Source organism: Microcoleus sp. AT8-A3 (genome assembly GCF_036705675.1).
In the GTDB taxonomy this organism is placed as follows: Bacteria; Cyanobacteriota; Cyanobacteriia; order Cyanobacteriales; family Microcoleaceae; genus Microcoleus.
In genome coordinates this window covers 1,324-22,431 of record NZ_JAUBVD010000033.1, presented here as the reverse complement: position 1 = coordinate 22,431, position 21,108 = coordinate 1,324, and the positions used below count along the sequence as shown (strand labels likewise).

The following is a 21,108-nucleotide window of genomic DNA, read 5'->3' as shown; positions in this document are numbered from 1 at the left end:
AAATTATTGTCATGCAACCAATACCGGATGATTGAGTTTGCGCGAAGCATACAAAAGAGATGCTCTCAGATCGTCTGCTTCAAGATCGGGCATTTCTTCTAGTATTTGTTCCGCACTCAAACCAGCCACAAATAAGTCCAGTACGTCTGATACCCGAATTCTCATGCCACGAATGCAAGGGCGACCGCCACACTGTCTAGGATTAACCGTGATTCTTGCGAATAGCTCCGACATTAAAGTTAGCTCCTACAACGCTTAGTTATAGTATGAATGAGTGCGATCGTAATTGTCAATAACTGGATTCCCATGATTATTAACTAATTAAGCTGTACCAATTACTTTTATCATCACTTAAGCGCACTGACTCAGGGTTGGAAATTCCCATTCTCTTGAATATAAAGTAGATGGCAGCTTTAAACAATAGGCAGCAGGAACCACCTCAATTAACCACCAATTAAACATATCTCGTCTGGCTTCAGTACAACCCGTAATGGCATCACCAGTAATTGCATCATACAAAATATTCAAGATGGCATTATAAGCTGTTTTGGTGTTGAGTGTTTGCAGCAAGCCGTAGAAAATATTATAAGCTTCGTCAGTAGCTTGATATTTTCCAATTTTGTTAATATTAGGAAACAAGGTATCTGCCCAAGTTTCGGGAATTTCACCACCATCCTTCAGCCAACAAGATACAATTCCTTGAACGATATCTGTCTTGTTTTCTTCAGGAAAGTAATGTTTAATGGTCGGTTTAGCTGCTAATGCTATTCCATAAGCCATGTAGACATATCGCTGATGGGATATTGCATCATTAGGCATTCCAAAAGCTGTCATTACTTCTACAAAAGCTTCTTCTACATTGTATTTTCCACCCGTTTCGTATAAATCACGATACTTTCTTTCCCAAACCCTGTGAAGAGTTTCCTGTAATTGCTCAGGAATATCTGAGTTGCTGGGCAATTGAAAATTTCTGTAGTAGCCTATGTCAAACTCGATCATTGACTGTCCCTCCTTATGTTTTTCATTAATCATAAACTATGAGCCAGTTCATTGTCACCTTCATATCACCTCAATTTTACTTTGGGTACAGAAGCCAGTAAAGCCTTGATAGCCTTTACTGGCTGTCTATACTGATATGTCTACGGATATGGACGTTCGTAGAAGATAATCACTTGAATATTCGGGAACCTCATCTTAAAGTCCTCATCACAAGTAATGTTGCAGCCAGAACACATATCTCTCTCAGTGTAGAGGTAGAGTATTCCTTCTGCATCCAAGGAAAGATCATCTCTTTCTAACTCTTCTGAAATTTTATTGAAAAGCTTGTACTCCGCGTGTTCTTTGTTGTTGCAGGATGCTATTCTGTTAAGCCTTGGCTCAAAAAACAACTTTGGTCCATCCTCTTCACCTGGAATATTTAGAGGATCTCGCTTGCTGGTAGCTTCTAGGTTATAGACTTTGCTTGTCGGGATCTCCAACTTGACAACAGCAGCATTGCCAGAACGATTTTTTTTATTTGAATCTCCTTTTTGGATATGGATCAACCGAATATCTTGAACTTTCGTCTGTAGTTCCTCTACGATGTCCGCATGGCACTCAGGTATGCCTTCGGGATACTCGTAATGAGGTGTGTTTCTAGAGGGGTTTCCTGTAGTTAAGTTTTTGTTCACGCCAGCAATGATTAAGTTTACAGGCATCGATAAATAAAAATATATAACCTGACTTAGACATAAGATTTAAGCTTCGTCTGACTCAGGTATTTTGATTATACCACACTTTTAAATTAACTCCCAACTCTGCTCGGACACCTCTTATTCAGCCCATTTTAATCGTTCTTGAATAGACATCCCCTGCAACTTTTTACTCATTTCATATAAATCCACTTGCGGATAATCCCCCTTAAATAGCGGAATCAAAGACTCAACAACAGCAGCGATTCCCTGCGGGGGCACTGCATTTCCAATCTGCCTCCGTACTTCAGTCGTAGAACCTTCAAAAACAAAATCATCGGGAAATGTTTGCAATCTTGCCCTTTCACGATTTGTCAAAGAACGCGGTTCTAAATAATGATAACCCCAAGTTCCGCCGCCTCCACCAGCAATGATTGTCGATGATGGTTTATCAGGATGAATTCGGCGATAAACGTGACTGATCATGCCTTTGACATAGTATGGACTATCCTTGGGAATATCAGAGAAATTGCCTCCCGGTTTAATTCGATTTAAAATTTCAACGGTGCGGGCTTGAATTTTATGATGTTGGTTATTGTCAAGAACTGCTTCCACATTTTTGAGTGCTTCGCCCGCAGTTCGATAGGGATTTTTGCGATTTTGACCGTATTCTGGCTGAGGATGCACAAAGTTAAATCCTGTATCCATCCGAATCCCAACTAATAACACTCTTTGCCGAAATTGCGGAACTCCGTAATCCGCAAAGTTGTATAGTTTGGGTTTAACTAAGTAGCCGGGAGCTATACTTTCAAAATCAGAAATTATTTGTTTTATTGCTTGATAATTATTGGCACTTAATAAGCCTTTGACATTTTCTGCTACAAAAGCTTTGGGCTTTTTTTTGTTGACAAAATCGAGAAAGTATGTATATAAATTACCTCTGGTTCCTTCAAGTCCGGGGCGCTTCCAAATTAGGGAGAAATCTTGACAGGGAAACCCTCCTATACATATTTCAGCTTCGGGAACTTGTGCAATGTCTATATTTTCTATGCTGTCGTTGATGATGACATCAGCAATGTTTCTGCTGAATGTTTTGCAGGCGTATTTGTTGGAGTCGATCGCCCAAACTACCTCAAATCCGGCTTGGTGGAATGGCAAATCCATGCCGCCGCAACCAGAAAATAAGGATATGAGTCGCGGTTTTTTTGCCCAGGCGATCGGCTGGAGACGTTCTATTAACATAGGAGTGCAAAGTTAGCCAAGGGCGGGCTGGATGCCGGCACCACAAGAGTGTCATCATACCAAAACACGATCGAACTCGACTCATCAATTGATATTTCACTCTTCATCATCTAACTCGATCCCGGCTTGACGCAATTTTTCTGCCAATTTTTCAGCGCGGAGGCGTTCGCGATCGGCTCTTTCCTCAGACCAAAGCAACAACTTGCCTTCAGGATTCCACCACCTCAACCAACAGCCTGTCCTTCCTTCGTGCGTTCCTTCCCACATTCCTAAAAACAAGTCTAATCCCGGTATCCAATAACGTCCGTTTTCATCAGGTTTTTGCAAGTTGTAGTGCTCTGATTCTAAAGCGTAAACTTCTAAATGAGCTGTTTTGGCTCGGAATATGACGTATCGGGGGACTTTGATTACTTGCTCGTAAAAATACCACTTTCCCACCCGCGAGGTAAATTCAACGGAGTATTCTTCTCCATAGGTTTCTGAAAGAAATTCCATCACGAGTTGAGGGATGGTTCCTTCTGTGTGCGGCGTGTAACTGCGGCGGACTTGCGAGACATTTTTTGGATTGACGGGTTTCACGTACATCCAATCTGGTGCTTTGCAGATAATGCGCTGTTCGTCGCTGCTTGAACCTGGGAAACTTATTCCTGCACACAAGGCAAAGTTGGAAACAATTAAGGCATCCTGGATTAATTCAGGAAATGCTGTTAGCGGCTGGCGCAAAGCGGCGGCTAATAATGGTTGGCTTTCGTCTTCTACGGGGTCGTCTGGTAGTTGACAATTTTCTGGTAGCAGCGGCCAGGTGATTGTGAGTTTTGTTTCTGGGTTTTTAGTTGCTACAGACATAGTTTATCAGAGGTTAAATGTTTTAATGCTTAAATTATATCTCTTGGTTTTTGGGATTAATGTTAATGGCTTAATGACGAGGCCGAGCCTCTGGATCTGCGTTACCGGGCAGAGCCAATTAGTAACGACTTAAGCCGACAGTCCGCCAGGGGTTGAAACCCCTGGCTAATAGCTAAAGTCCTCTGAAGAGGACTGAGAAGAAGACTGTTAAAATAATTAGTCCTCTGAAGAGGACTTTAGCTTTGAGGCAGGGAATTCATTCCCTGCCGGACTTAATATGCAGCAATTATCTTCTGCTGTAGCTCGTTTGTCATTGCTAGTAGTTCTGATTGGGCGATCGCACTTTGTTCACCACTCGCCAACCACTTCAATTGTACCGTCTCGTTTTCAGCTTCCGTATCTCCCAAAACTAAACACGCAACTGCACCGCTTCTGTCGGCTCTTTTAAACTGTTTCTTGAAAGGACTAGCACTCAAATCTATCTCTACACTAAACCCGGCACTTCGCAATTTTTGAGCTAACAATACCGATTGCTGTTCAGCTTTATCGCCCCTGGATACCAAATAGAAATCTAACTTTGGCGCGGGCAAAGGTTGCAACTTTTGCAGCAGGATAATCAACCTTTCGATACCCATTGCCCAACCGACTGCCGCCGTATCTGGGCCGCCCAATTCCTTTACTAAACCGTCGTAGCGGCCGCCTCCGCAAACTGTTGCTTGCGCTCCCAAATCGTCGGAGATAATTTCAAATGCGGTGTTGGTATAGTAATCTAAACCGCGCACTAATCTGGGATTTAACTGATAGCTAATTCCTAAATTTGTGAGCATAAGCTGCACTTGCTCGAAGTGATCTCGCGATTCCTCTCCCAAATAGTCCAAAATACTCGGCGCACCAGCTACAATTTCTTGAGTGCGCTGATTTTTGCTGTCCAATATCCGCAGCGGATTGCGAGTCAAGCGATCTTGAGAATCCGCGTCTAATTCGTCTTTGTGCGGTGTAAAATAATCTATCAAAGCTTGTCGGTAATTTTGTCTGTCTTGCTTATTTCCGACAGAATTAATATCGAGGCGCAAATTTTTTAAACCGAGGATTTGCAGGATATCGCAGGCGATCGCAATTACTTCGACATCCGCACGAGGATTCGCACTCCCCAAGACTTCCACGCCAATTTGATTGAACTGCCGCTGTCTTCCTTCTTGCGTGCCTTCGTAGCGAAACATCGGTCCAGCATACCAGAGACGCTGCACGTCACCAGCCGCGTACAAACTGTGTTCAATAAAAGCTCGGACTACTCCGGCGGTGCCTTCTGGACGCAAAGTTGTCGATCGATCGCCCTTATCCTTAAAAGTGTACATTTCTTTGCCCACGACATCGGTAGCTTCTCCGATGCCGCGTTCAAATAAAGATGTCTGTTCAAAAATTGGCGTCCGAATTTCTCGATAAGCCGCTTTTTTTAAAATGGTTCTAGCGACTTCTTCTATATTTTGCCAATATTGAATTTCAGCGGGCAAAATATCCCGCGTTCCCGGTAAAGTTTTAATTGCACTCATTTTGTTAGTCAGTAGTCAGTAGTCAGTAGTCAGTAGTCAGTAGTCAGTAGTCAGTAGTCAGTAGTCAGTAGTCATTAATCATTAGTTATTAGTTAAAAGTTAAAAGTTAACAGTCAACAGTTAACAGTCAACAGTCAACAGCTAACAATTCCCAATAACTAATGACTTAATAATTCCCAGGCTCCGTAACGATCGCCATAATAAGCCAAAATGCGATCGACCCGCTCGCGACCTGCCAAATCGAACCCTTCAGGATACTGTATCCACAAACCCCCAACTTGGCTGTCGTAGTAATCAAACCGCTGCGACTGCTGCGGAATTAAACCGGTTTGCACCCCTTCAACTTGACGCAAATGGATCGCCACTTCGCGATACACCGCCAGCGGCAATCCAGGGCTTTGAATTTGATAGCGGAGTTGTTTTTCTTGTGCCGTTTGCATCATTTCTTTGCCTGTCCCCAACCAAAATCCCTACTTAAGATACTTCTTTATCGATCGGCCGCGGTAGAGGACAGCAGTTAATATTGTCCAAACATACCTTTCCCCACTGCAAAGCCCAGCGTACAAGCGTAACTCGATTGTCAGCCCGCGTCTTGTTCAAGATATTGCTAATGTGGTTGTCAACTGTACGCTTGCTAATCTCTAACTTTTCGGCGATTTTCTCATTAGTCAATCCCGCTGCTACTAACTCTACCACTTGCAATTCTCTGTCCGAAAGGGTGACAGGGGTCCCAGAGACAATCCCACTCATAAATTTTTCCTATGTCTGCATATTTACCTATCTACAATTCTAAAGGATGAGGGATCGAGTATGAAGAGAAAATTAAATTTGCTGTGCTACTCTTTCGGGCCCGAAGCACCAACTCGCCTGCAGAATCGCCAAGAGTGCAAACTCAGCGCTGACACAGCATGACGCGCACCGACTTGCACTGCTGGCACCCTTCCGGTGGCGGGTGAGCCCTTTACCTGCGCGCATCTGACATCCGGGCCAAACCCGCAGATGTTTTCAGGTAAAACAACTGATACGCCGCACTGCACTTGTGCGTTGAGCGAGTAACTGCCAGTATCAATAAGTCTGGTATTATAGGAGCAGCTATTAAAATATAGCTTGCAATTTTTCTGGGATCGGTTAAAAATAATTCTTGAGCTGTCTACTGCTGGTCTAAAATCTAAAATCTAAAATCTAAAATAGACATGACTTATCCTCGCGTTCTGTGTCTGGGTGAAGTTTTATTTGATTGTTTAGCAGACAAACCAGGAGTATCTCTCGAAGAGGTAGAATCTTGGACGGCATATCCCGGCGGTGCTCCTGCTAATGTTGCCTGTGCTTTGGTTAAATTAGGGACGGCGGCGGGATTTATCGGGGCTGTAGGTGGGGATGAATTGGGTAATTCTCTAGTGCAGGTATTGCAAGAAGTAGGGGTTGATATTGCTGGATTGCAGCGACATCCAAGTGCGCCGACGCGGCAAGTTTATGTCTTGCGGAATGAAGCGGGCGATCGAAATTTTGCCGGTTTTGGCAAATTTGATACTGCGGATTTTGCCGACACCCGCCTCCTCGCTGCACAACTACCCGAAGTGCTGTTTGAAAATGCCGAATATTTAGTGCTAGGTACTTTAGAATTAGCTTATCCTGAAAGTCGAGAGGCGATCGTCCGAGCGATCGAACTAGCAGAACACTACGACGTTAAAATTATACTTGACATCAATTGGCGTCCCGTGTTTTGGCCAAATCCAGACGAAGCAAAAGCGCGCATTAGAAAAATATTAAAAAAAGTTGATTTTGTCAAGTTATCTGAGGAAGAAGCCGAATGGTTGTTTGACACTACCGATGCTGGAGCAATTACCTACCGTCTCGATTCCGTAGAAGGCGTTTTGGTGACTGCGGGCGAGAAAGGTTGCGCCTATTGTATCTCGGAAAATGAAGGAAAAATCCCCGCATTTACAGTAGATGTTGAGGATACAACAGGTGCAGGCGACGCATTTCTGGCTGGTTTTGTGCGACAGTTGTGCAAGCATGGAATTAAGAATTTAGCCGACCCCAAAATAGCCCAAACAATTGTAACTTATGCCAGTGCGGTAGGTGCGATGACAGCGATGAAACCGGGGGCAATTATATCTCAACCTACTGCGGCTGAAGTAGAAGCTTTCTTATATTTGTACAAAAATTAGGGCCGCCAACCTATCAGTCTGGAAACGGAAAGGGGGCTAATTTTGGTTCATAAACTCGGTTGCTAGGAAAAAAATACTGTTATACTAAATCCGAGTTAAAAACCCTCGCTAAGACTCGCCGTTTGAAATAGCTACTATACAAATTCTTGCCCTAGTTAAGAGGGACTAAGAAATAAACTGGTATTTAAGCTCGATTTAGTATTATAGGTTTTATTGGGGGCAATTAACCGCACATCATATCATGTCCCATCGATTACCCTGATTCCTGTAGGGGCGGGTTCACTAATAATATTTGCCAAAAACGGACAATCTCAAAAACCCGCCCCGGCAATGGTATTATGGGCGATCGATCGGACATGATATAATTTGGCGCACGATTAACTCTAGTGGCTGCGAAGCATCTATGATAATTGCATCTTCAGGTTCTTCGAGACTGTCTAACTGGCTTAACAGCAAGTCTGCTTTCATGTAGTGGTTTTCGCGAGTTTTTAACCTGGTGGCTAATAGCTGAAAAGAACATTTTAGATAAACTATCTTCATCCGCTGTTGGTCTCGGTAGAGCATTTCGCGGTAAGATGTTTTTAAAGCAGAACAAGCCAAAACCACATTTTTATTTTCTAACAGCCACCTGTCTATTGTAGCTTGCAATTGTAATAGCCAAGGAAGGCGATCCGCATCTTCTAAAGGAATGCCCCGACTCATTTTATTGATATTAGCTGATGGGTGAAAATCGTCGGCATCCCTGAAATCCCAATTGAGAGATTGCGCCAGCAACTTGCCAACAGTAGTTTTGCCAGAACCTGAGACTCCCATCACGATCGTAATCATGGCACCTATTTACCGAATACTTGCAATATACTTGCAATTTTATCAAGTTGTGCGATCGACAAACCGGGTTTCTTAAGTTGCCGGATGAATTCTACCACCCTAAAAAATTCAATAAACCCGGTTTATTTATGATTTTCGCTCAAATTTCTTCCAGAGTGGGTTTAATGAAATTATAAGCCAAAACGCCGATAATTCCACCGATCACAGGGAATACAATAAACGCCCATAACTGTTGGATTGCCCATCCGCCTTGAAAAAGTGCGACACCGATACTTCTAGCTGGGTTAACTGAAGTATTGGTTATGGGAATTCCGACTAAATGAATCAACACCAGCATCAAGCCGATGGGAATTCCGCCCAAACCGACGGGATATTTGGGATGGGTAGTACCCATGATGGTAAATAACAGAAAAGCAGTTAGTACAATTTCCGTCAAAGCTGCTGCCAAAAGTCCGTAACCCGTGGGAGAATGTTCTGCAAAACCGTTAGAGGCAAATCCAGAAGCAGCCGCATCAAAGCCTGGTTTTCCTGATGCTATCATATACAAAACCAGACCGCCTAAAATTCCGCCTACAATCTGACCTCCTATATAATAAGGAAGCAAAACAGCATCGATCAGTTTCGCAACTACTAAACCGATACTTACCGCCGGATTAATGTGGCATCCAGAGATAGGGCCGATGGTATAAACCATGATTAAGAGGGATAGACCAAAGGCGATCGAAACTCCCAAAAAGCCGATTTTATCTCCAGCTAAAACCGCACTGCCACATCCACCTAATACCAACACAAAAGTACCAAAAGCTTCAGCAACCCCAATCTTTATTTTTTTGTTCATACTCACAATTGTCTCAATTTTCTAATCGGTTAATTTCACACCCATACGAGTTCTCAATATAAAAATTAGAACTCGAATTTGTTTCACTTAGCGCAACAAGACTAATCAAAATCATTAGCAATCTGTAGCTCTAATTTTCACAAATTGTATGGACTTAACTGAGAATGCGAAATTAGGAATCGATAAATTAGCTCAAACATACTCCATTATGTAAAAAATGTCAAGATCAAGCTAATTATTTGTATAAATTGTGCAATCTTCTGTATTCAATTCACAACAATTAACTTGACTTCTTCCCTAATTCTGCGATCGTAATTTTACTTATTGTTGCTGATTATCCGATCGCACTTGCAGCTAAAACATCATTGCTAATCGGCTGGTACATCCGACTTTGGAAGGGGCGAAAGTCTCGCCAATCGGCAGTCATCTTGCATAGCAAGCGGAACTGTAGCGGCGTTGGGGGTTGATTGACGCGATCGACTTGTACGCGAACCAATTCTGGATGCTGCGAAATAATTTCAAAAATATCATCCACAAGATAGCGCTGACAATAGCCAACAATCCAGTGATCTTTAGTACACAGAAGCAGACGGGAAGCGCGCGGATTTTTAAATTCGTGGGCTAAATACAAAAGTTCGCCCACTTTAAGCCGATTAATCCGTTCAATTGCCGACTTTGAAAGGTATCGCAGTCCATCTGCAAAAAAATGGATACAGTAACGTCCATTTTCATCGGGTTCGGGACAAGGGAATACCTCAAATTTATCAGTTGCCCGTTTGCCTCCGCTGCGCGCCAATAAAGCAATTGGGTCATGTTCGTGTTCAGGGATATTCAACCACTGTACAAATTCAGGGTACTCAGGGCGCGATCGGGCCATCACTCGATTAGAAAACAACGAAAACAGTTTCTGTGAAGTGTAAACATTATGGAAATCCGGGAAAGATGGCAAAGGCAGAAACCCGCACTTGAGTTTCGCTTCTAGAACACCATTTGTATAATTGAACTGGTATTCTTTACCGTTAAATGTCAATCGACCAATCGGAAACCAAGAACCGCTGTCCGGGCTTTGCCAAGCCAAAAATAGTGTTTTCAAAGTAAATCTCCTGTCAATTCAAGTAGGGTGTGCACCTTATGTTTACTTTGAACTAAGAATATTTTTTTGCAATTTTTGACGAGTTTTACCGTCGATTATCTCTTTGCCAACATTGGGTTTGCTGACATTAACTCGGACAAAATCGATATCATCTTTTTCGGTAAATTTGCGATCGCCATCGGAGTCTTTTCTAATTGTAACAAAAATCCCGCCGCTCTTTTTATCAAATACCCAACTCATTAACTGGGTATCGGGCGGAGTGATTGCCTGAAGCGATTTGCCTGCCAAGTTAGATAAATATCCAACGATCGCGTCTGCATCGTCAAGTTTGCCATCAGCATTTGTGTCGCTATCTATGATATGAAACAACAGCAATTGATTCTGAGGCTTGCTGGATACTTTTTTGGAGGGATTTTGCTTCGGTTGATTTGTTTGTTCATTTTGATCGCTGGGATTTTCTATATCTTTTTTACCTGGCAAATATTCAAATTTAGATATTAACGCTTTTCTATTTAATAGAATATTAGATTCTCCGTTAGTTTTGTTATAAAAAATCATATTATAACCAATCATACGACGGCCCCTTGACAAACTTAATTTTGATGAGATAGGATTGTGTCCATATTTTTTTTCATCGCTAGATAGGATAACGGGAATCATAATATATTCTGATTCAGGGTCAACGATTAAATCGTCGTAAGCAACCTGTGGCTGTAGCTTTTCTGCTTTTTTCTGTGCTTGAGTTACTATTTTGGTTGAACTGCATGATAGGGTAATAACAATTAGGGCAACTGTGGTGACCACCTTACGAAAAATATTATGATTTATCATGAGTTTTTAGATTTGAGATAAGTAGGTAGGTGCAATAAACTTTGGTATGCAACAGAATGTAAAGCTATCATAAGCGCAAGCGAATTGCGACGTTTAACGAACAATGACATACTTATGTATTTTACCGCTCATCTGCTTAGATAGTTATTGTTATTTTATTCTAACTAGCCGATCGCTGTCACGTTCAGCGATCGGTAAACCCATCTAAAAAAACAGAATACCCAGATCCTCGACTTCTTTAAGAAGTGGAGGATCTAAGATTCTAAACATCGCTAACAACTTCTAACACAGGAATTCGCGCGGATCGGTGACATACCCAGTCAGCGCCGAAGCCGCCGCCGTGTAAGGCGAAGCGAGATAAACTTGCGCTTCTTTATTCCCCATGCGGCCGGGGAAATTCCGGTTAGTTGTAGATACACAAATTTCTGGTTCATTCATCCGCCCAAAAGTATCTTTCGGCCCGCCCAAACAAGCGGCGCAAGAAGGCGCGGCAGGTTCAATGCAGCCGGCAGCTAAGAAGATTTCCGAAAGCGTTTGACCATCGTATTTTGTGACAAACAAATCTTCGTAAACTTTCTGAGTTGCTGGTACTAAATACGTCGGAACTTTGACTTGATTTCCTTTGAGAATGCGGGCGGCATTTAGAAAGTCGGAGGTTTTGCCGCCGGTGCAGGAACCGATGTAAACTCGATCGATCTTGACATCGCGACAGTTGCGCGCTAAGTCGCGGTTGTCGGGAGAGTGCGGTTTGGCGACGACTGGTTCTAATTGGGTGACATCGTAGGTGCGATCGCTATAAAATTTAGCATCCCCATCGCTGTAAAATGAATCGAAGGGTTTATCAGTCCGCGAAGTAACGTAATCAAACGTAGTTTTGTCCGGCGCAACCGTGCCGTTTTTACCGCCAGCTTCAATCACCATATTGCACAGCGTCATCCGTTCTTCCATCGTCAAACGTTCAACTGTATCGCCGGCAAATTCCATCGTCCGGTAGTTAGCACCCGCAACGCTAATATCACCAATAATCTGCAAAATTAGGTCTTTTGCTAACAAATAATCCGGCAGTTCACCGTTAAACACAAAGCGCATGGTTGCGGGAACTTTGATTAACAGTTTGCCGGTTCCCATGATAAAAGCCGCGTCTGTATTGCCGATACCGGTGGCGAATTGTCCGAAAGCGCCGGCATTACAGGTGTGGGAATCTGTGCCGAAGAGCACTTCCCCTGGTCTGGTGTGGCCTTCTTGTGCTAGGGCGATGTGGCAAACTCCTTTGTAGTCGGGATTTGCTTTGAAGTCCGATCGATCCGTGATGTCGTAAAAGTATTTTATCCCTTGTTCTTTCGCAAAATCGCGGAGAATATCGACGTTGCGGTTAGCGCGTTCGTCGTTGGTGAAAATGTAGTGGTCGGGAATGAGGACGATTTTGTCTGGGTTCCAGACTTTAGCATTCTCACCGAATTCGCGTTTGAAAACGCCGATAGTGCCGGGGCCGCAGACATCGTGGGTCATCAACACGTCTGTTTCTACCCAAATATTTTCTCCGGGCTCGACTTTAGTGCGGCCTGATGCTTTGGCTAAGATTTTTTCGGTCAGGGTCATTCCCATAGTGCGATCGCTCTTTTTTATTTGATGCTACATAGTGTATTGTAAGCGAAACATCGCCTGATGTTGACAGGTAATTTATCAACTAAACATTTTCTTCAATCTTAAATCTCAAATCTCAAGTCGATTGACTGTCACTTTCTTTTTCGCCGATCGCCCATCTCTACAATAGCCTCTACTTCGATTAACACAAAAATAAAATTTATGCAAGTCCCTCGATTATGCGACTGGTAACTAACAGCTAGCCACTGTTATTATACGACTTATGCAAAGACTGTACTTGTATGGTGCGCCGAAGAGCACCATACAAGTACACATAGTGTCAAAATAGAAGGAATGCAGCGTAAGTCCTACAAATGAGAATTTCGCAGCAATTAGATTAAGTCACTTTTGTCACTTGCCCTTGCAAGCTTAGATTTGGAAAATGAAACAGCCTTGGGATTAAAGAACTCTCTTTTGCAAATAAACGCATTATCCAAAGCTAATTGAATTAACAAAAAAAAACCGGGTTTCATCAGGAGCAAGACAGCTTAATTTCGACAACTCAACCTGAAGAGAAATCAATGTCATAAAAGCTGTCAGAGATTTCTCATCCCAGTCAAACCGTCAAATACTCAATAAGAGGTATTTTATGTCTCAACAACCTAGTTTTCCCATCCCAGAAACTGCCCAAGCCGATGCAACAACAGGGCGTTACATTATTACTTTCGGCGAAGATGCAGTGACAGAAGGATTAGACCTCTTGAGCGACCAAACTGGTATCAGAGGACTGGCAAATGCTTCCGATTTCGCGGACTCTGCTCTAGACTTGATCCAAATTGAAGCTGCAGGGGGAGCGGTGTTTCCTACTCTCGGCGTTGCCGTTGTTTCCTTAGACGAAGAGGCTTTCAGCAGCGTCATGACATCAGCGGGAGAGGATTCGGCTATTCTGGCGATCGAACCAGAGCGCACTTTCTACGCCATTGGCGATGGGTTGTCGGCAGATTACCTGCGGGGCTATCGCGATGCGGTGGATAACCTGTACGACAAAGCCACTAATACAGAGGTAGCAGAAATCAAGAAACCACGATGTTTTGCTGATGATATCGAGTCTACTTGGGGTTTGAAGGCAACGAAGGTGATGAATTCTCTGCTGACTGGTAGCGGAATGAAAGTTGCGGTGCTGGATACGGGGATGGATTTATTGCATCCTGACTTCGCGGGCCGATCGATCGTATCGCAGTCCTTCGTACCAGGGGAGGACGTACAAGATGTCAACAGTCATGGCACGCACTGCATTGGGACAGCGTGCGGGTTCAAGGATCTGAACGGCCGGCGGTACGGGATCGCTTACGAATCGACCATTTATGTCGGTAAAGTGTTGAGCAATGCCGGTAGTGGCGCTGGTGCCTGGATTCTGGCTGGCATGGAATGGGCGATCGCCAACGGCTGTCAAGTGATCTCGATGTCATTAGGAAACCCCACTCGAACACCGTCTACTGCTTACGAAACTGTCGGCCGCCGATCGCTGCAAAATGGGTGTCTGATCGTGGCAGCAGCCGGCAATAACGGACGAACCGGAGGAAGCGTCGGACAACCAGCCAATAGCCAGTCGATTATGGCTGTTGCAGCGATCGATAACTGCGAGGCAGTGGCTGACTTCTCGGCTAAATCTGGCATATTTCCAGGGGCTAAAGTCGATATCGCCGCTCCGGGAGTGGAAATATACTCATCAGTGCCTATGGAGCAAGGGCGTTATGCTGCTTACAATGGCACTAGCATGGCTACACCGCACGTGGCTGGGCTCGCGGCCCTGTATGCCGAATCGACTGGTAAACGAGGTGCTGAACTTTGGCAATTGCTGACTTCCTATGCTATGGCGCTACCCTTGCCAAATACTCGTGTCGGAAGCGGTTTAGTACAAGCTCCGTAATGCAGAATACCCAAATCCCCGCAGCACTTTAAGCCTGCGGGGATCTAACAGAAGACAATTTACAATAGCGCAATGGATTTGCTCCAAAGGATGCTAAATATGTCTGACGAACAAGTACAGCGCATCATAGTGAGTGTTGACGACCAAAACATATCGGTAATTCAATCGGTTGTCACTGCCTTAGAATCGGCGGGAATGAAAGTGGATGAGGTACTGCCTGTGATTGGTATCGTTATTGGAGAAGTTTCTCAATCGAAGCTAGAAGGACTAAAGACAGTACCGGGCGTGGCTAGTGTCGAGATCGATCGAGAAATGCAGGCAATTTAAACCTATAATTTAGGGGTTAGTAGATCCAGTTTTGCTAATCCCAAATACCGAACACCTTCCGGTGTCACATCAAACCGACAAGGCAAAACCTCTACACCTTCACTTATAGCCTGTCTGAACAATTCTCCGTAAAGGCGATCGGCACTATCTCCCGGAGCAAAATCAGTACAATCCCCGCGATTGATAAAATACAGCATTACAGCCCTCGAACCCTGCCGCACAACTTCTATCAATTCCCGCAAATGTTTCTGTCCCCTCTCCGTCACTGTATCGGGAAATAAAGCCAACTCCTCTTTTACCCAAGTTGTATTTTTCACTTCCAGAAAAATCGGTTTTTCCTCACCAGTTAGCCAAAAATCCACTCTACTTTTTTTATCACTGCCGTAAACAACCTCCGGTTGAATTAAACTATAATTGCCCAACTCAGGAAATAATTTCAATTCCAAAGCTAATTTAACTACTCGATTTGGCAGCCCAGTATTAACTCCCACCCAAGTTGGCACAGTGTCGCAAACTTTAATTAATTCCCAAGTATAAGCTAACTTGCGTTTAGGATTGTCGCTGGGAGATACTAGCACTGGATTGCCCGGAATGTAAACACCTGTCATCGGGCCAGTATTCGGACAGTGCGCGGTGATGATTTCTCCCGAATCTAGTTCGATTTCGGCAAAAAATCGCTTGTAACGTTTGATGAGAATTCCGGGTAAAAGAGGAGGATATTTGTAAATTAAGTCAGTCATTCGATTTTAGATTTTAGATTTTAGATTTTAGATTCTCGATTGTAGATTATACCTATAACCGAATACCTGGTTCCGAACTTTTTAAATAAGTCTGGGAGCTAACACAATCAGTCATAAGTTATCAACTATTATGTTATTTTTCTGCTTTTATTAACTCATTTGTTTCATCATTTTTAGATTGTAGATTGTAGATTTTAGATTTTAGATTGAAGCATCATAGCACGAAACGGCGGTTGGTAGTTAGGACGAATAGTCCCGATCGATTATTGAATTTCCGCAAGTCAGTAATATCGATAAAATTGGTATAAACGCAATTCCCCCTAGAAGTTTTATCAGTTCATGATATGATTCTCCCGATTCGCGATTAAAATAAGTGAATCCTTTTAGCACTAGCGTTTGTAACCATTTGTGTCCCAATTACAGAAGCCCTCTCGTTCCCTCGCAGGGATTGCCGGCATTGTCGCAGTCGCCACTCTAATTAGCAAAGTCTTTGGATTGGTGCGCCAAATTGCGATCGCCGCAGCCTTTGGAGTCGGTGTCGCCGTCGATGCCTACAACTACGCCTACGTCATCCCTGGTTTCTTATTTATTTTGCTGGGAGGGATTAACGGGCCATTTCACAGCGCCATAGTCAGTGTTTTAGCCCGCCGGGATAAAAAAGAAGCAGCACCCTTAGTCGAGACTATCACCACCTTAGTCGGGGGCTTGTTGCTGTTGGTGACGATCGCTTTAATTATTTTTGCAGATCCGCTGATCGATTTGGTGGCACCGGGATTAAATAGAACAGCCGAAGGTTTACAAATTAAAGCAATTGCCGTCCAGCAATTTCGGATTATGGCACCGATGGCATTACTTTCAGGCTTAATCGGCATTGGTTTCGGCACTCTCAACGCCGCCGATATGTACTGGTTGCCTTCGATTAGCCCTTTATTTTCCAGCGTTGCACTTGTCGGCGGTTTGGGGATTCTCGCACTGCAAATCGGAAACAAAATTATTCAGCCAGAATTCGCACTAATTGGCGGCTTAGTGTTAGCTTGGGGAACTTTAGCGGGCGCAGTTTTGCAGTGGTTGGTGCAACTAGCGGCACAGTGGCGCGCCGGCTTGGGAACATTGCGCTTGCGGTTTAATTTTAAACGGCCGGGAGTGCCAGAAGTAATTAAGGTGATGCTTCCTGCTACCTTATCATCAGGAATGCTGCAAATTAATGTTTATACTGACCTATTTTTCGCATCCTACATCCCTCAAGCTGCCTCTGCGATGGGTTACAGTGGCTTGTTAGTTATGACGCCTTTAGGCATCATTTCTAATGTAATTTTAGTGCCATTTCTCCCCATATTTTCTCGCCTCACCGATCCGAGAGATTGGCCGGAATTAAAAGCTCGAATTCGTCAATCTTTAATTTTGACGGCCCTGACGATGCTGCCGCTGAGCGCTTTAATGGTAACACTTGCCGGGCCGATCGTCCGCGTGGTTTACGAACGCTATGCTTTTGATCGATCGGCCTCGGAGTTTGTCACGCCGATATTGATGGCTTACAGTATTGGAATGTTTGTGTATTTGGGACGCGACGTTTTGGTACGGGTATTTTACGCTTTGGGAGACGGAGAAACGCCTTTTCGCATCAGTATTATCAATATCTTTTTAAACGGTCTTTTGGATTATTTGTTAGTTGGAGCTTTTGGCGCGCCCGGATTAGTTTTGGCGACGGTGGGAGTGAATCTTGTTTCGATGATTATGCTTTTGTACTTATTAGATAAAAAGCTGGGTGGCCTGCCTTGGGGGGAGTGGAGTTTGCCTTTTCTGGGCTTAACTTCTGCCAGTTCTGTAACTGCTTTCGTTACATTGGCTACTCTGCAAGGCTGTCAAAGAGTTTTGGGTACTGAAGGTTTAGTAATTCAATTAGTGCAGTTGAGTGTGGCAAGTTTTGTAGGGTTAGGGGTTTTTGCCCTGTTTGTTAGTCAGATGAAGTTGCCGGAAGTTGATATGTTTGTCGATCGCATTCGCGGCCGTTTTCGCAAATAAACATCCGAAATTGGCGGCAGATTCAAGGAATCAATAAAAGTGCGAGATCCCTTAAGTAGACAAAATACCATAAAGGGCGATCGTCCTTAAATCCAAATCAACACTCCGAAGCGTCCATCCGCGTATATCCGCCACCATCTGCGGTCAAAAATTCCAGAGTAATTAACAAAGGCGATGTCTAGATTCTCAAGATATCGTCAAACTTTATGCTGTCTGGCAAAATAGCCAATAAAAATCCGCTAAAAAAAATAAACCCTCATACCCACAGCCTCTTTTGGATGCCTAAATTATGTCCTCATGGAAAAGATCCGACTTTTCCGACTTTAAGATCCGACTTTTCCGACTTTACAGAGGCAGAAGCCGGAAGCAATGATAGAGATAGGGAAAGCCAACCCACGATGTCTAAATTGTAAAGATATCGTAAACCTGGATGTTGTGTTGCCAAGTGTTAAATAAAAACATGGTATAAAAAATATGTCTTTAGTATGATATATTAAATTTGCATCTATGCTATGTACATTCATTCCCACGCGAAGCCAGTGAGATCCCACTTCATATCAGGACTACCCCGCTCAGGCTCTACTTTACTGGCTGCACTACTACGACAAAATCCCCGGTTTCACAGCGCTATGACTTCCCCTGTTGGGGGCGCAAGTCGATCGAATGCTGTCAGCCGTGACCCAAAACAATCAGTGTTCCGTGTTTATTTCCCTGAACTAAAACCGACGCTGATTATGAGTATCTTTTCGGCTGACTACCAGCCACAAGCGGAAAAAGAAGCGATCGGCGACACCAATCGCCTGTGATGCAGCAAACTGTCATTAATCCTGGCACTATTTCCCGAAGCCAAAGTGATCTGCTGTATCAGAAACATCGCTTGAATTATGGACAGCATCGAGCTACTAATTCGCGGTAACGCCTTGGATGTTTCCAGGTTATTTAATCCTCCAGCGGAACGGGCTAACAATTTTACCGCCCGATTTATTTAAGCAATAGAACTAATAAATTCTTCAGTCATCATAGGGATCACTTAAGATTTGAGGCGGGGGTTGAAACCCCGGCCGGACTTGGATGTAAACAATATATAGATATCAAGGATGTCAGGAATTATGAACGTACCAACCATGAACAAGCAAATTATTTTCGTTGACTCCTCTGTACAAGATTATCAAAGCCTGATCCAAGGCATCGATCCCGCTCAAATTGTGATTTTAAATGAAAATTCCAGCGCGATCGACCAAATTACTAAAGCCTTGGCAGATCAAAAAGATATTGAAGCAGTTCATATAGTTTCTCACGGCAGCGAAGGCAGTTTAAAACTCGGTGCAGACGTACTCAATGACAATAACCTAGAAAATTTTAGCGCTCAGATAAAACAGTGGGGAAGTGCGCTGACAGCAAATGGGGATATTCTACTTTATGGATGCGATGTAGCAGCCGGAGAAGTTGGAGAAAACTTCGTAAAGCGCCTGAGTCAAATCACAGGGGCGGATGTGGCAGCATCTACCAACAAGACCGGTAATGCAGCATTAGGTGGCGACTGGGCTTTGGAGGTAAACACCGGCAACATTGAGACTCCCATAGCTTTTCAGACACAAGGATCACAGAAGTATGACGGGGTACTTGCCACCTTTACCGTGACGAACACCAACGACAGTGGGGCGGGGTCGTTGCGCGAGGCGATCGCCCAAGCCAACACCCAGACCGGTGCAGACACCATTGTTTTCGATCCCAGTGTATTTAACACCTCCCAAACCATCCGCCTCAATTCGCAACTAATCGTCGATGACAGTGTGAGCATTCAGGGGACTGGGCTGAACCTCGTAAAGATAAGTGGGGATGCCAATAATAATGGCATTAATGACAACGGTGATGTGCGCCTGTTCTTTGTTAACCAAGGCACAGTGAGTTTTAGCAACCTCACCCTGCATGGCGGACGCGGCAATGGTGGCAATGGTGCTGCTGGCGGTGGTGGTGGACTAGGGGCTGGTGGTGCATTATTTATCAATGGCAACGGAACTTCACTGCCCGCTCAAGTAACCATCAATAATGTTACCTTTACCCAGAACCAGGCAGTAGGCGGTCAAGGAGGCGCTTCTAATGGTTTGGGTGGTGGTGGCGGCTTCGGCGGAGCCGGTGGCTCAGGTGGCTACCAACCTGGTGGTGGGGGTGGTGGCGGCGGATTTAGTGACATTGGGACTAATGGCACCACTGGTGGGGGTACCGGTGGTGGCAGTAGCTTCTTTGGTAACAACGGCGGCACGGGCGGCACAACCAGCAATAGTGGAGTTGCTAGCAACGGAGGGTTCGGTGGGGGTGGCGGCGGTGGCCTCAGTGCTTTCAATGCTAATGGTACCAACGGCGGTCAAGGAGGTGACTTTGGTGGCGGCGGTGCCGGTGGTGCTAGCCAGTTTAGCGGTGTATCGGGTCAAGGCGGTTCTGGAGGATTCGGTGGGGGTGGTGGTAATGCGGGCGTTGCTGCTAACGGTTCTACCTACGGCCTTGGTGGTAATGGTGGCTTTGGTGGTGGTGGTGGTAGCGGGAATACCGGCGGTGGCTTAGGAGGCAGTTTCGGCGGCAATGGTTACGACGCTGGCGGTGGCGGCGGAGCTGGATTAGGCGGAGCCATTTTCCTTCGCAATGGTTCTCTGGTGCTAACGAATGCCACGTTTAATAACAACAGCGCCACTGGAGGTGCGGGCGGATTTAGCGCTCAGCCCGGTCAGGGTAAAAGCGGTGCTATTTTCGTGAACGCTGGTGCAACCGTAACAGCATCAGGAGTGACCTACAGTAGTAATTCTGCCACAAATGCCAGTACCACTGCTACTGATAATAGTAATACCTATGGAACGATTACCGTAGCTGACACCACAGCGCCGACAGCCGCCAGTTTCACCCCTGCAGACAACGCCACTAATATTGCAGTTGCTGCTGATTTAGTCGTCACCTTGAGTGAAGCCGTACAAAAAGGCATCGGCAATATTGTCATCAAGAAAGTCTCCGACAACTCAGTTGTAGAAACCATTGATGTCACCTCAGCTAACGTCACAGTTACTGGCAGTAGCGTCACCATTAATCCCACAGCAAATTTAGTTGAGGGTACAGATTACTACGTTGAAATTGCCGCTGGTGCAATTAAAGACTTAGCTGGTAACAATTATGCCGGTACTACAGGTGCAGCCACTTGGAATTTCAGCACCGTAGCTGACACCACACCACCGACAGCAGCCAGTTTCACCCCTGCAGACAACGCCACTAATATTGCAGTTGCTGCTGATTTAGTTGTCACCTTGAGTGAAGCCGTACAAAAAGGCACTGGCAATATTGTCATCAAGAAAGTCTCCGACAACTCAGTGGTGGAAACCATTGATGTCACCTCAGCTAACGTCACAGTTACTGGCAGTAGCGTCACCATTAATCCCACAGCAAATTTAGT

Annotated in this window: 20 protein-coding genes; 6 read left to right on the top strand and 14 right to left on the bottom strand. The window is 44.6% G+C overall.

The features are described from left to right. Positions 1-9: 9 nt before the first annotated feature. The 8 genes from QUB51_RS19035 to QUB51_RS19000 all read right to left on the bottom strand — a co-directional run bounded on the left by QUB51_RS19035 (position 10) and on the right by QUB51_RS19000 (position 6,058). Entirely contained in the window at positions 10-234 is a 225-nt protein-coding gene (locus QUB51_RS19035; protein WP_333196244.1) for a DUF433 domain-containing protein, read from the bottom strand. 117 nt (positions 235-351) lie between these two features. Next, positions 352-1,032 carry a hypothetical protein gene (locus tag QUB51_RS19030; protein WP_333240748.1) on the bottom strand — a complete coding sequence of 227 codons (681 nt, stop codon included), beginning with the start codon at positions 1,030-1,032 and terminating at the stop codon, positions 352-354. A 107-nt stretch (positions 1,033-1,139) separates the two neighbouring features. Then, a complete protein-coding gene (locus QUB51_RS19025; RefSeq protein ID WP_333210830.1) occupies positions 1,140-1,697 on the bottom strand; it encodes a deaminase domain-containing protein in 558 nt (185 codons plus the stop codon). A 114-nt stretch (positions 1,698-1,811) separates the two neighbouring features. After that, entirely contained in the window at positions 1,812-2,912 is a 1,101-nt protein-coding gene (locus QUB51_RS19020; protein WP_333262682.1) for a DNA cytosine methyltransferase, read from the bottom strand. A 96-nt stretch (positions 2,913-3,008) separates the two neighbouring features. Continuing rightward, the gene (locus QUB51_RS19015; protein ID WP_333262685.1) at positions 3,009-3,758 is read right to left on the bottom strand and encodes a Uma2 family endonuclease; all 750 of its coding nucleotides are present in this window, start codon (positions 3,756-3,758) and stop codon (positions 3,009-3,011) included. Between the two features lie 272 nt (positions 3,759-4,030). Continuing rightward, the gene (hisS, locus tag QUB51_RS19010) at positions 4,031-5,308 is read right to left on the bottom strand and encodes a histidine--tRNA ligase (RefSeq protein ID WP_333262688.1); all 1,278 of its coding nucleotides are present in this window, start codon (positions 5,306-5,308) and stop codon (positions 4,031-4,033) included. A gap of 158 nt (positions 5,309-5,466) precedes the next feature. Then, complete coding sequence (locus QUB51_RS19005; protein WP_333058204.1) at positions 5,467-5,748, bottom strand: hypothetical protein; 282 nt, start codon at positions 5,746-5,748, stop codon at positions 5,467-5,469. 34 nt (positions 5,749-5,782) lie between these two features. Then, complete coding sequence (locus QUB51_RS19000) at positions 5,783-6,058, bottom strand: photosynthetic electron transport-dependent transcriptional regulator PedR (protein ID WP_006633901.1); 276 nt, start codon at positions 6,056-6,058, stop codon at positions 5,783-5,785. Between the two features lie 443 nt (positions 6,059-6,501). Between QUB51_RS19000 and QUB51_RS18995 the strand changes: the two genes are divergently transcribed. Further along, the gene (locus QUB51_RS18995) at positions 6,502-7,479 is read left to right on the top strand and encodes a carbohydrate kinase (RefSeq protein ID WP_333058191.1); all 978 of its coding nucleotides are present in this window, start codon (positions 6,502-6,504) and stop codon (positions 7,477-7,479) included. A gap of 336 nt (positions 7,480-7,815) precedes the next feature. On the opposite strand, the gene QUB51_RS18990 is transcribed toward QUB51_RS18995, so the two are convergent. From QUB51_RS18990 to QUB51_RS18970, 5 genes are all read right to left on the bottom strand, one after another. Then, a complete protein-coding gene (locus tag QUB51_RS18990; RefSeq protein ID WP_333232235.1) occupies positions 7,816-8,307 on the bottom strand; it encodes a gluconokinase in 492 nt (163 codons plus the stop codon). A gap of 139 nt (positions 8,308-8,446) precedes the next feature. Next, positions 8,447-9,145 carry an aquaporin Z gene (gene aqpZ, locus QUB51_RS18985; RefSeq protein WP_333058193.1) on the bottom strand — a complete coding sequence of 233 codons (699 nt, stop codon included), beginning with the start codon at positions 9,143-9,145 and terminating at the stop codon, positions 8,447-8,449. Between the two features lie 334 nt (positions 9,146-9,479). Beyond that, positions 9,480-10,238, bottom strand: coding sequence for a DNA-binding protein (locus QUB51_RS18980; protein WP_333262691.1), 759 nt, complete (start codon positions 10,236-10,238; stop codon positions 9,480-9,482). A 42-nt stretch (positions 10,239-10,280) separates the two neighbouring features. Continuing rightward, positions 10,281-11,069, bottom strand: a complete 789-nt coding sequence (locus QUB51_RS18975; RefSeq protein ID WP_333210820.1) for a hypothetical protein — start codon at positions 11,067-11,069, stop codon at positions 10,281-10,283. Positions 11,070-11,351: 282 nt separating this feature from the next. Then, entirely contained in the window at positions 11,352-12,674 is a 1,323-nt protein-coding gene (locus tag QUB51_RS18970) for a 3-isopropylmalate dehydratase large subunit (protein WP_333058197.1), read from the bottom strand. 628 nt (positions 12,675-13,302) lie between these two features. On the opposite strand from QUB51_RS18970, the gene QUB51_RS18965 reads away from it, so the two are divergent. Beyond that, positions 13,303-14,583: a S8 family serine peptidase gene (locus tag QUB51_RS18965; protein ID WP_333262694.1), complete on the top strand. Its 1,281-nt coding sequence runs from the start codon at positions 13,303-13,305 to the stop codon at positions 14,581-14,583. Positions 14,584-14,682: 99 nt separating this feature from the next. Next, a complete protein-coding gene (locus QUB51_RS18960) occupies positions 14,683-14,910 on the top strand; it encodes a hypothetical protein (protein ID WP_333058199.1) in 228 nt (75 codons plus the stop codon). Between the two features lie 2 nt (positions 14,911-14,912). On the opposite strand, the gene sfsA is transcribed toward QUB51_RS18960, so the two are convergent. Further along, entirely contained in the window at positions 14,913-15,650 is a 738-nt protein-coding gene (gene sfsA, locus QUB51_RS18955; RefSeq protein ID WP_333058200.1) for a DNA/RNA nuclease SfsA, read from the bottom strand. Between the two features lie 408 nt (positions 15,651-16,058). Here sfsA and murJ point away from each other — a divergent pair, with 408 nt between their 5' ends. The 3 genes from murJ to QUB51_RS18940 all read left to right on the top strand — a co-directional run. Then, a complete protein-coding gene (gene murJ / locus QUB51_RS18950; RefSeq protein WP_333210817.1) occupies positions 16,059-17,672 on the top strand; it encodes a murein biosynthesis integral membrane protein MurJ in 1,614 nt (537 codons plus the stop codon). A gap of 629 nt (positions 17,673-18,301) precedes the next feature. After that, a complete protein-coding gene (locus tag QUB51_RS18945) occupies positions 18,302-18,478 on the top strand; it encodes a hypothetical protein (protein WP_333210815.1) in 177 nt (58 codons plus the stop codon). A 303-nt stretch (positions 18,479-18,781) separates the two neighbouring features. Further along, on the top strand, positions 18,782-21,108 hold a 2,327-nt coding region (locus QUB51_RS18940), incomplete at its 3' end, for a DUF4347 domain-containing protein (RefSeq protein ID WP_333279146.1).

Bases quoted from the DNA above. Each gene is read 5' to 3' on its own strand.
- QUB51_RS19035 (WP_333196244.1), bottom strand. From the start codon at position 234: ATGTCGGAGCTATTCGCAAGAATCACGGTTAATCCTAGACAGTGTGGC.
- QUB51_RS19030 (WP_333240748.1), bottom strand. From the start codon at position 1,032: ATGATTAATGAAAAACATAAGGAGGGACAGTCAATGATCGAGTTTGAC.
- QUB51_RS19025 (WP_333210830.1), bottom strand. From the start codon at position 1,697: ATGCCTGTAAACTTAATCATTGCTGGCGTGAACAAAAACTTAACTACA.
- QUB51_RS19020 (WP_333262682.1), bottom strand. From the start codon at position 2,912: ATGTTAATAGAACGTCTCCAGCCGATCGCCTGGGCAAAAAAACCGCGA.
- QUB51_RS19015 (WP_333262685.1), bottom strand. From the start codon at position 3,758: ATGTCTGTAGCAACTAAAAACCCAGAAACAAAACTCACAATCACCTGG.
- hisS (WP_333262688.1), bottom strand. From the start codon at position 5,308: ATGAGTGCAATTAAAACTTTACCGGGAACGCGGGATATTTTGCCCGCT.
- QUB51_RS19005 (WP_333058204.1), bottom strand. From the start codon at position 5,748: ATGCAAACGGCACAAGAAAAACAACTCCGCTATCAAATTCAAAGCCCT.
- QUB51_RS19000 (WP_006633901.1), bottom strand. From the start codon at position 6,058: ATGAGTGGGATTGTCTCTGGGACCCCTGTCACCCTTTCGGACAGAGAA.
- QUB51_RS18995 (WP_333058191.1), top strand. From the start codon at position 6,502: ATGACTTATCCTCGCGTTCTGTGTCTGGGTGAAGTTTTATTTGATTGT.
- QUB51_RS18990 (WP_333232235.1), bottom strand. From the start codon at position 8,307: ATGATTACGATCGTGATGGGAGTCTCAGGTTCTGGCAAAACTACTGTT.
- aqpZ (WP_333058193.1), bottom strand. From the start codon at position 9,145: ATGAACAAAAAAATAAAGATTGGGGTTGCTGAAGCTTTTGGTACTTTT.
- QUB51_RS18975 (WP_333210820.1), bottom strand. From the start codon at position 11,069: ATGATAAATCATAATATTTTTCGTAAGGTGGTCACCACAGTTGCCCTA.
- QUB51_RS18970 (WP_333058197.1), bottom strand. From the start codon at position 12,674: ATGGGAATGACCCTGACCGAAAAAATCTTAGCCAAAGCATCAGGCCGC.
- QUB51_RS18965 (WP_333262694.1), top strand. From the start codon at position 13,303: ATGTCTCAACAACCTAGTTTTCCCATCCCAGAAACTGCCCAAGCCGAT.
- QUB51_RS18960 (WP_333058199.1), top strand. From the start codon at position 14,683: ATGTCTGACGAACAAGTACAGCGCATCATAGTGAGTGTTGACGACCAA.
- sfsA (WP_333058200.1), bottom strand. From the start codon at position 15,650: ATGACTGACTTAATTTACAAATATCCTCCTCTTTTACCCGGAATTCTC.
- QUB51_RS18945 (WP_333210815.1), top strand. From the start codon at position 18,302: ATGACTTCCCCTGTTGGGGGCGCAAGTCGATCGAATGCTGTCAGCCGT.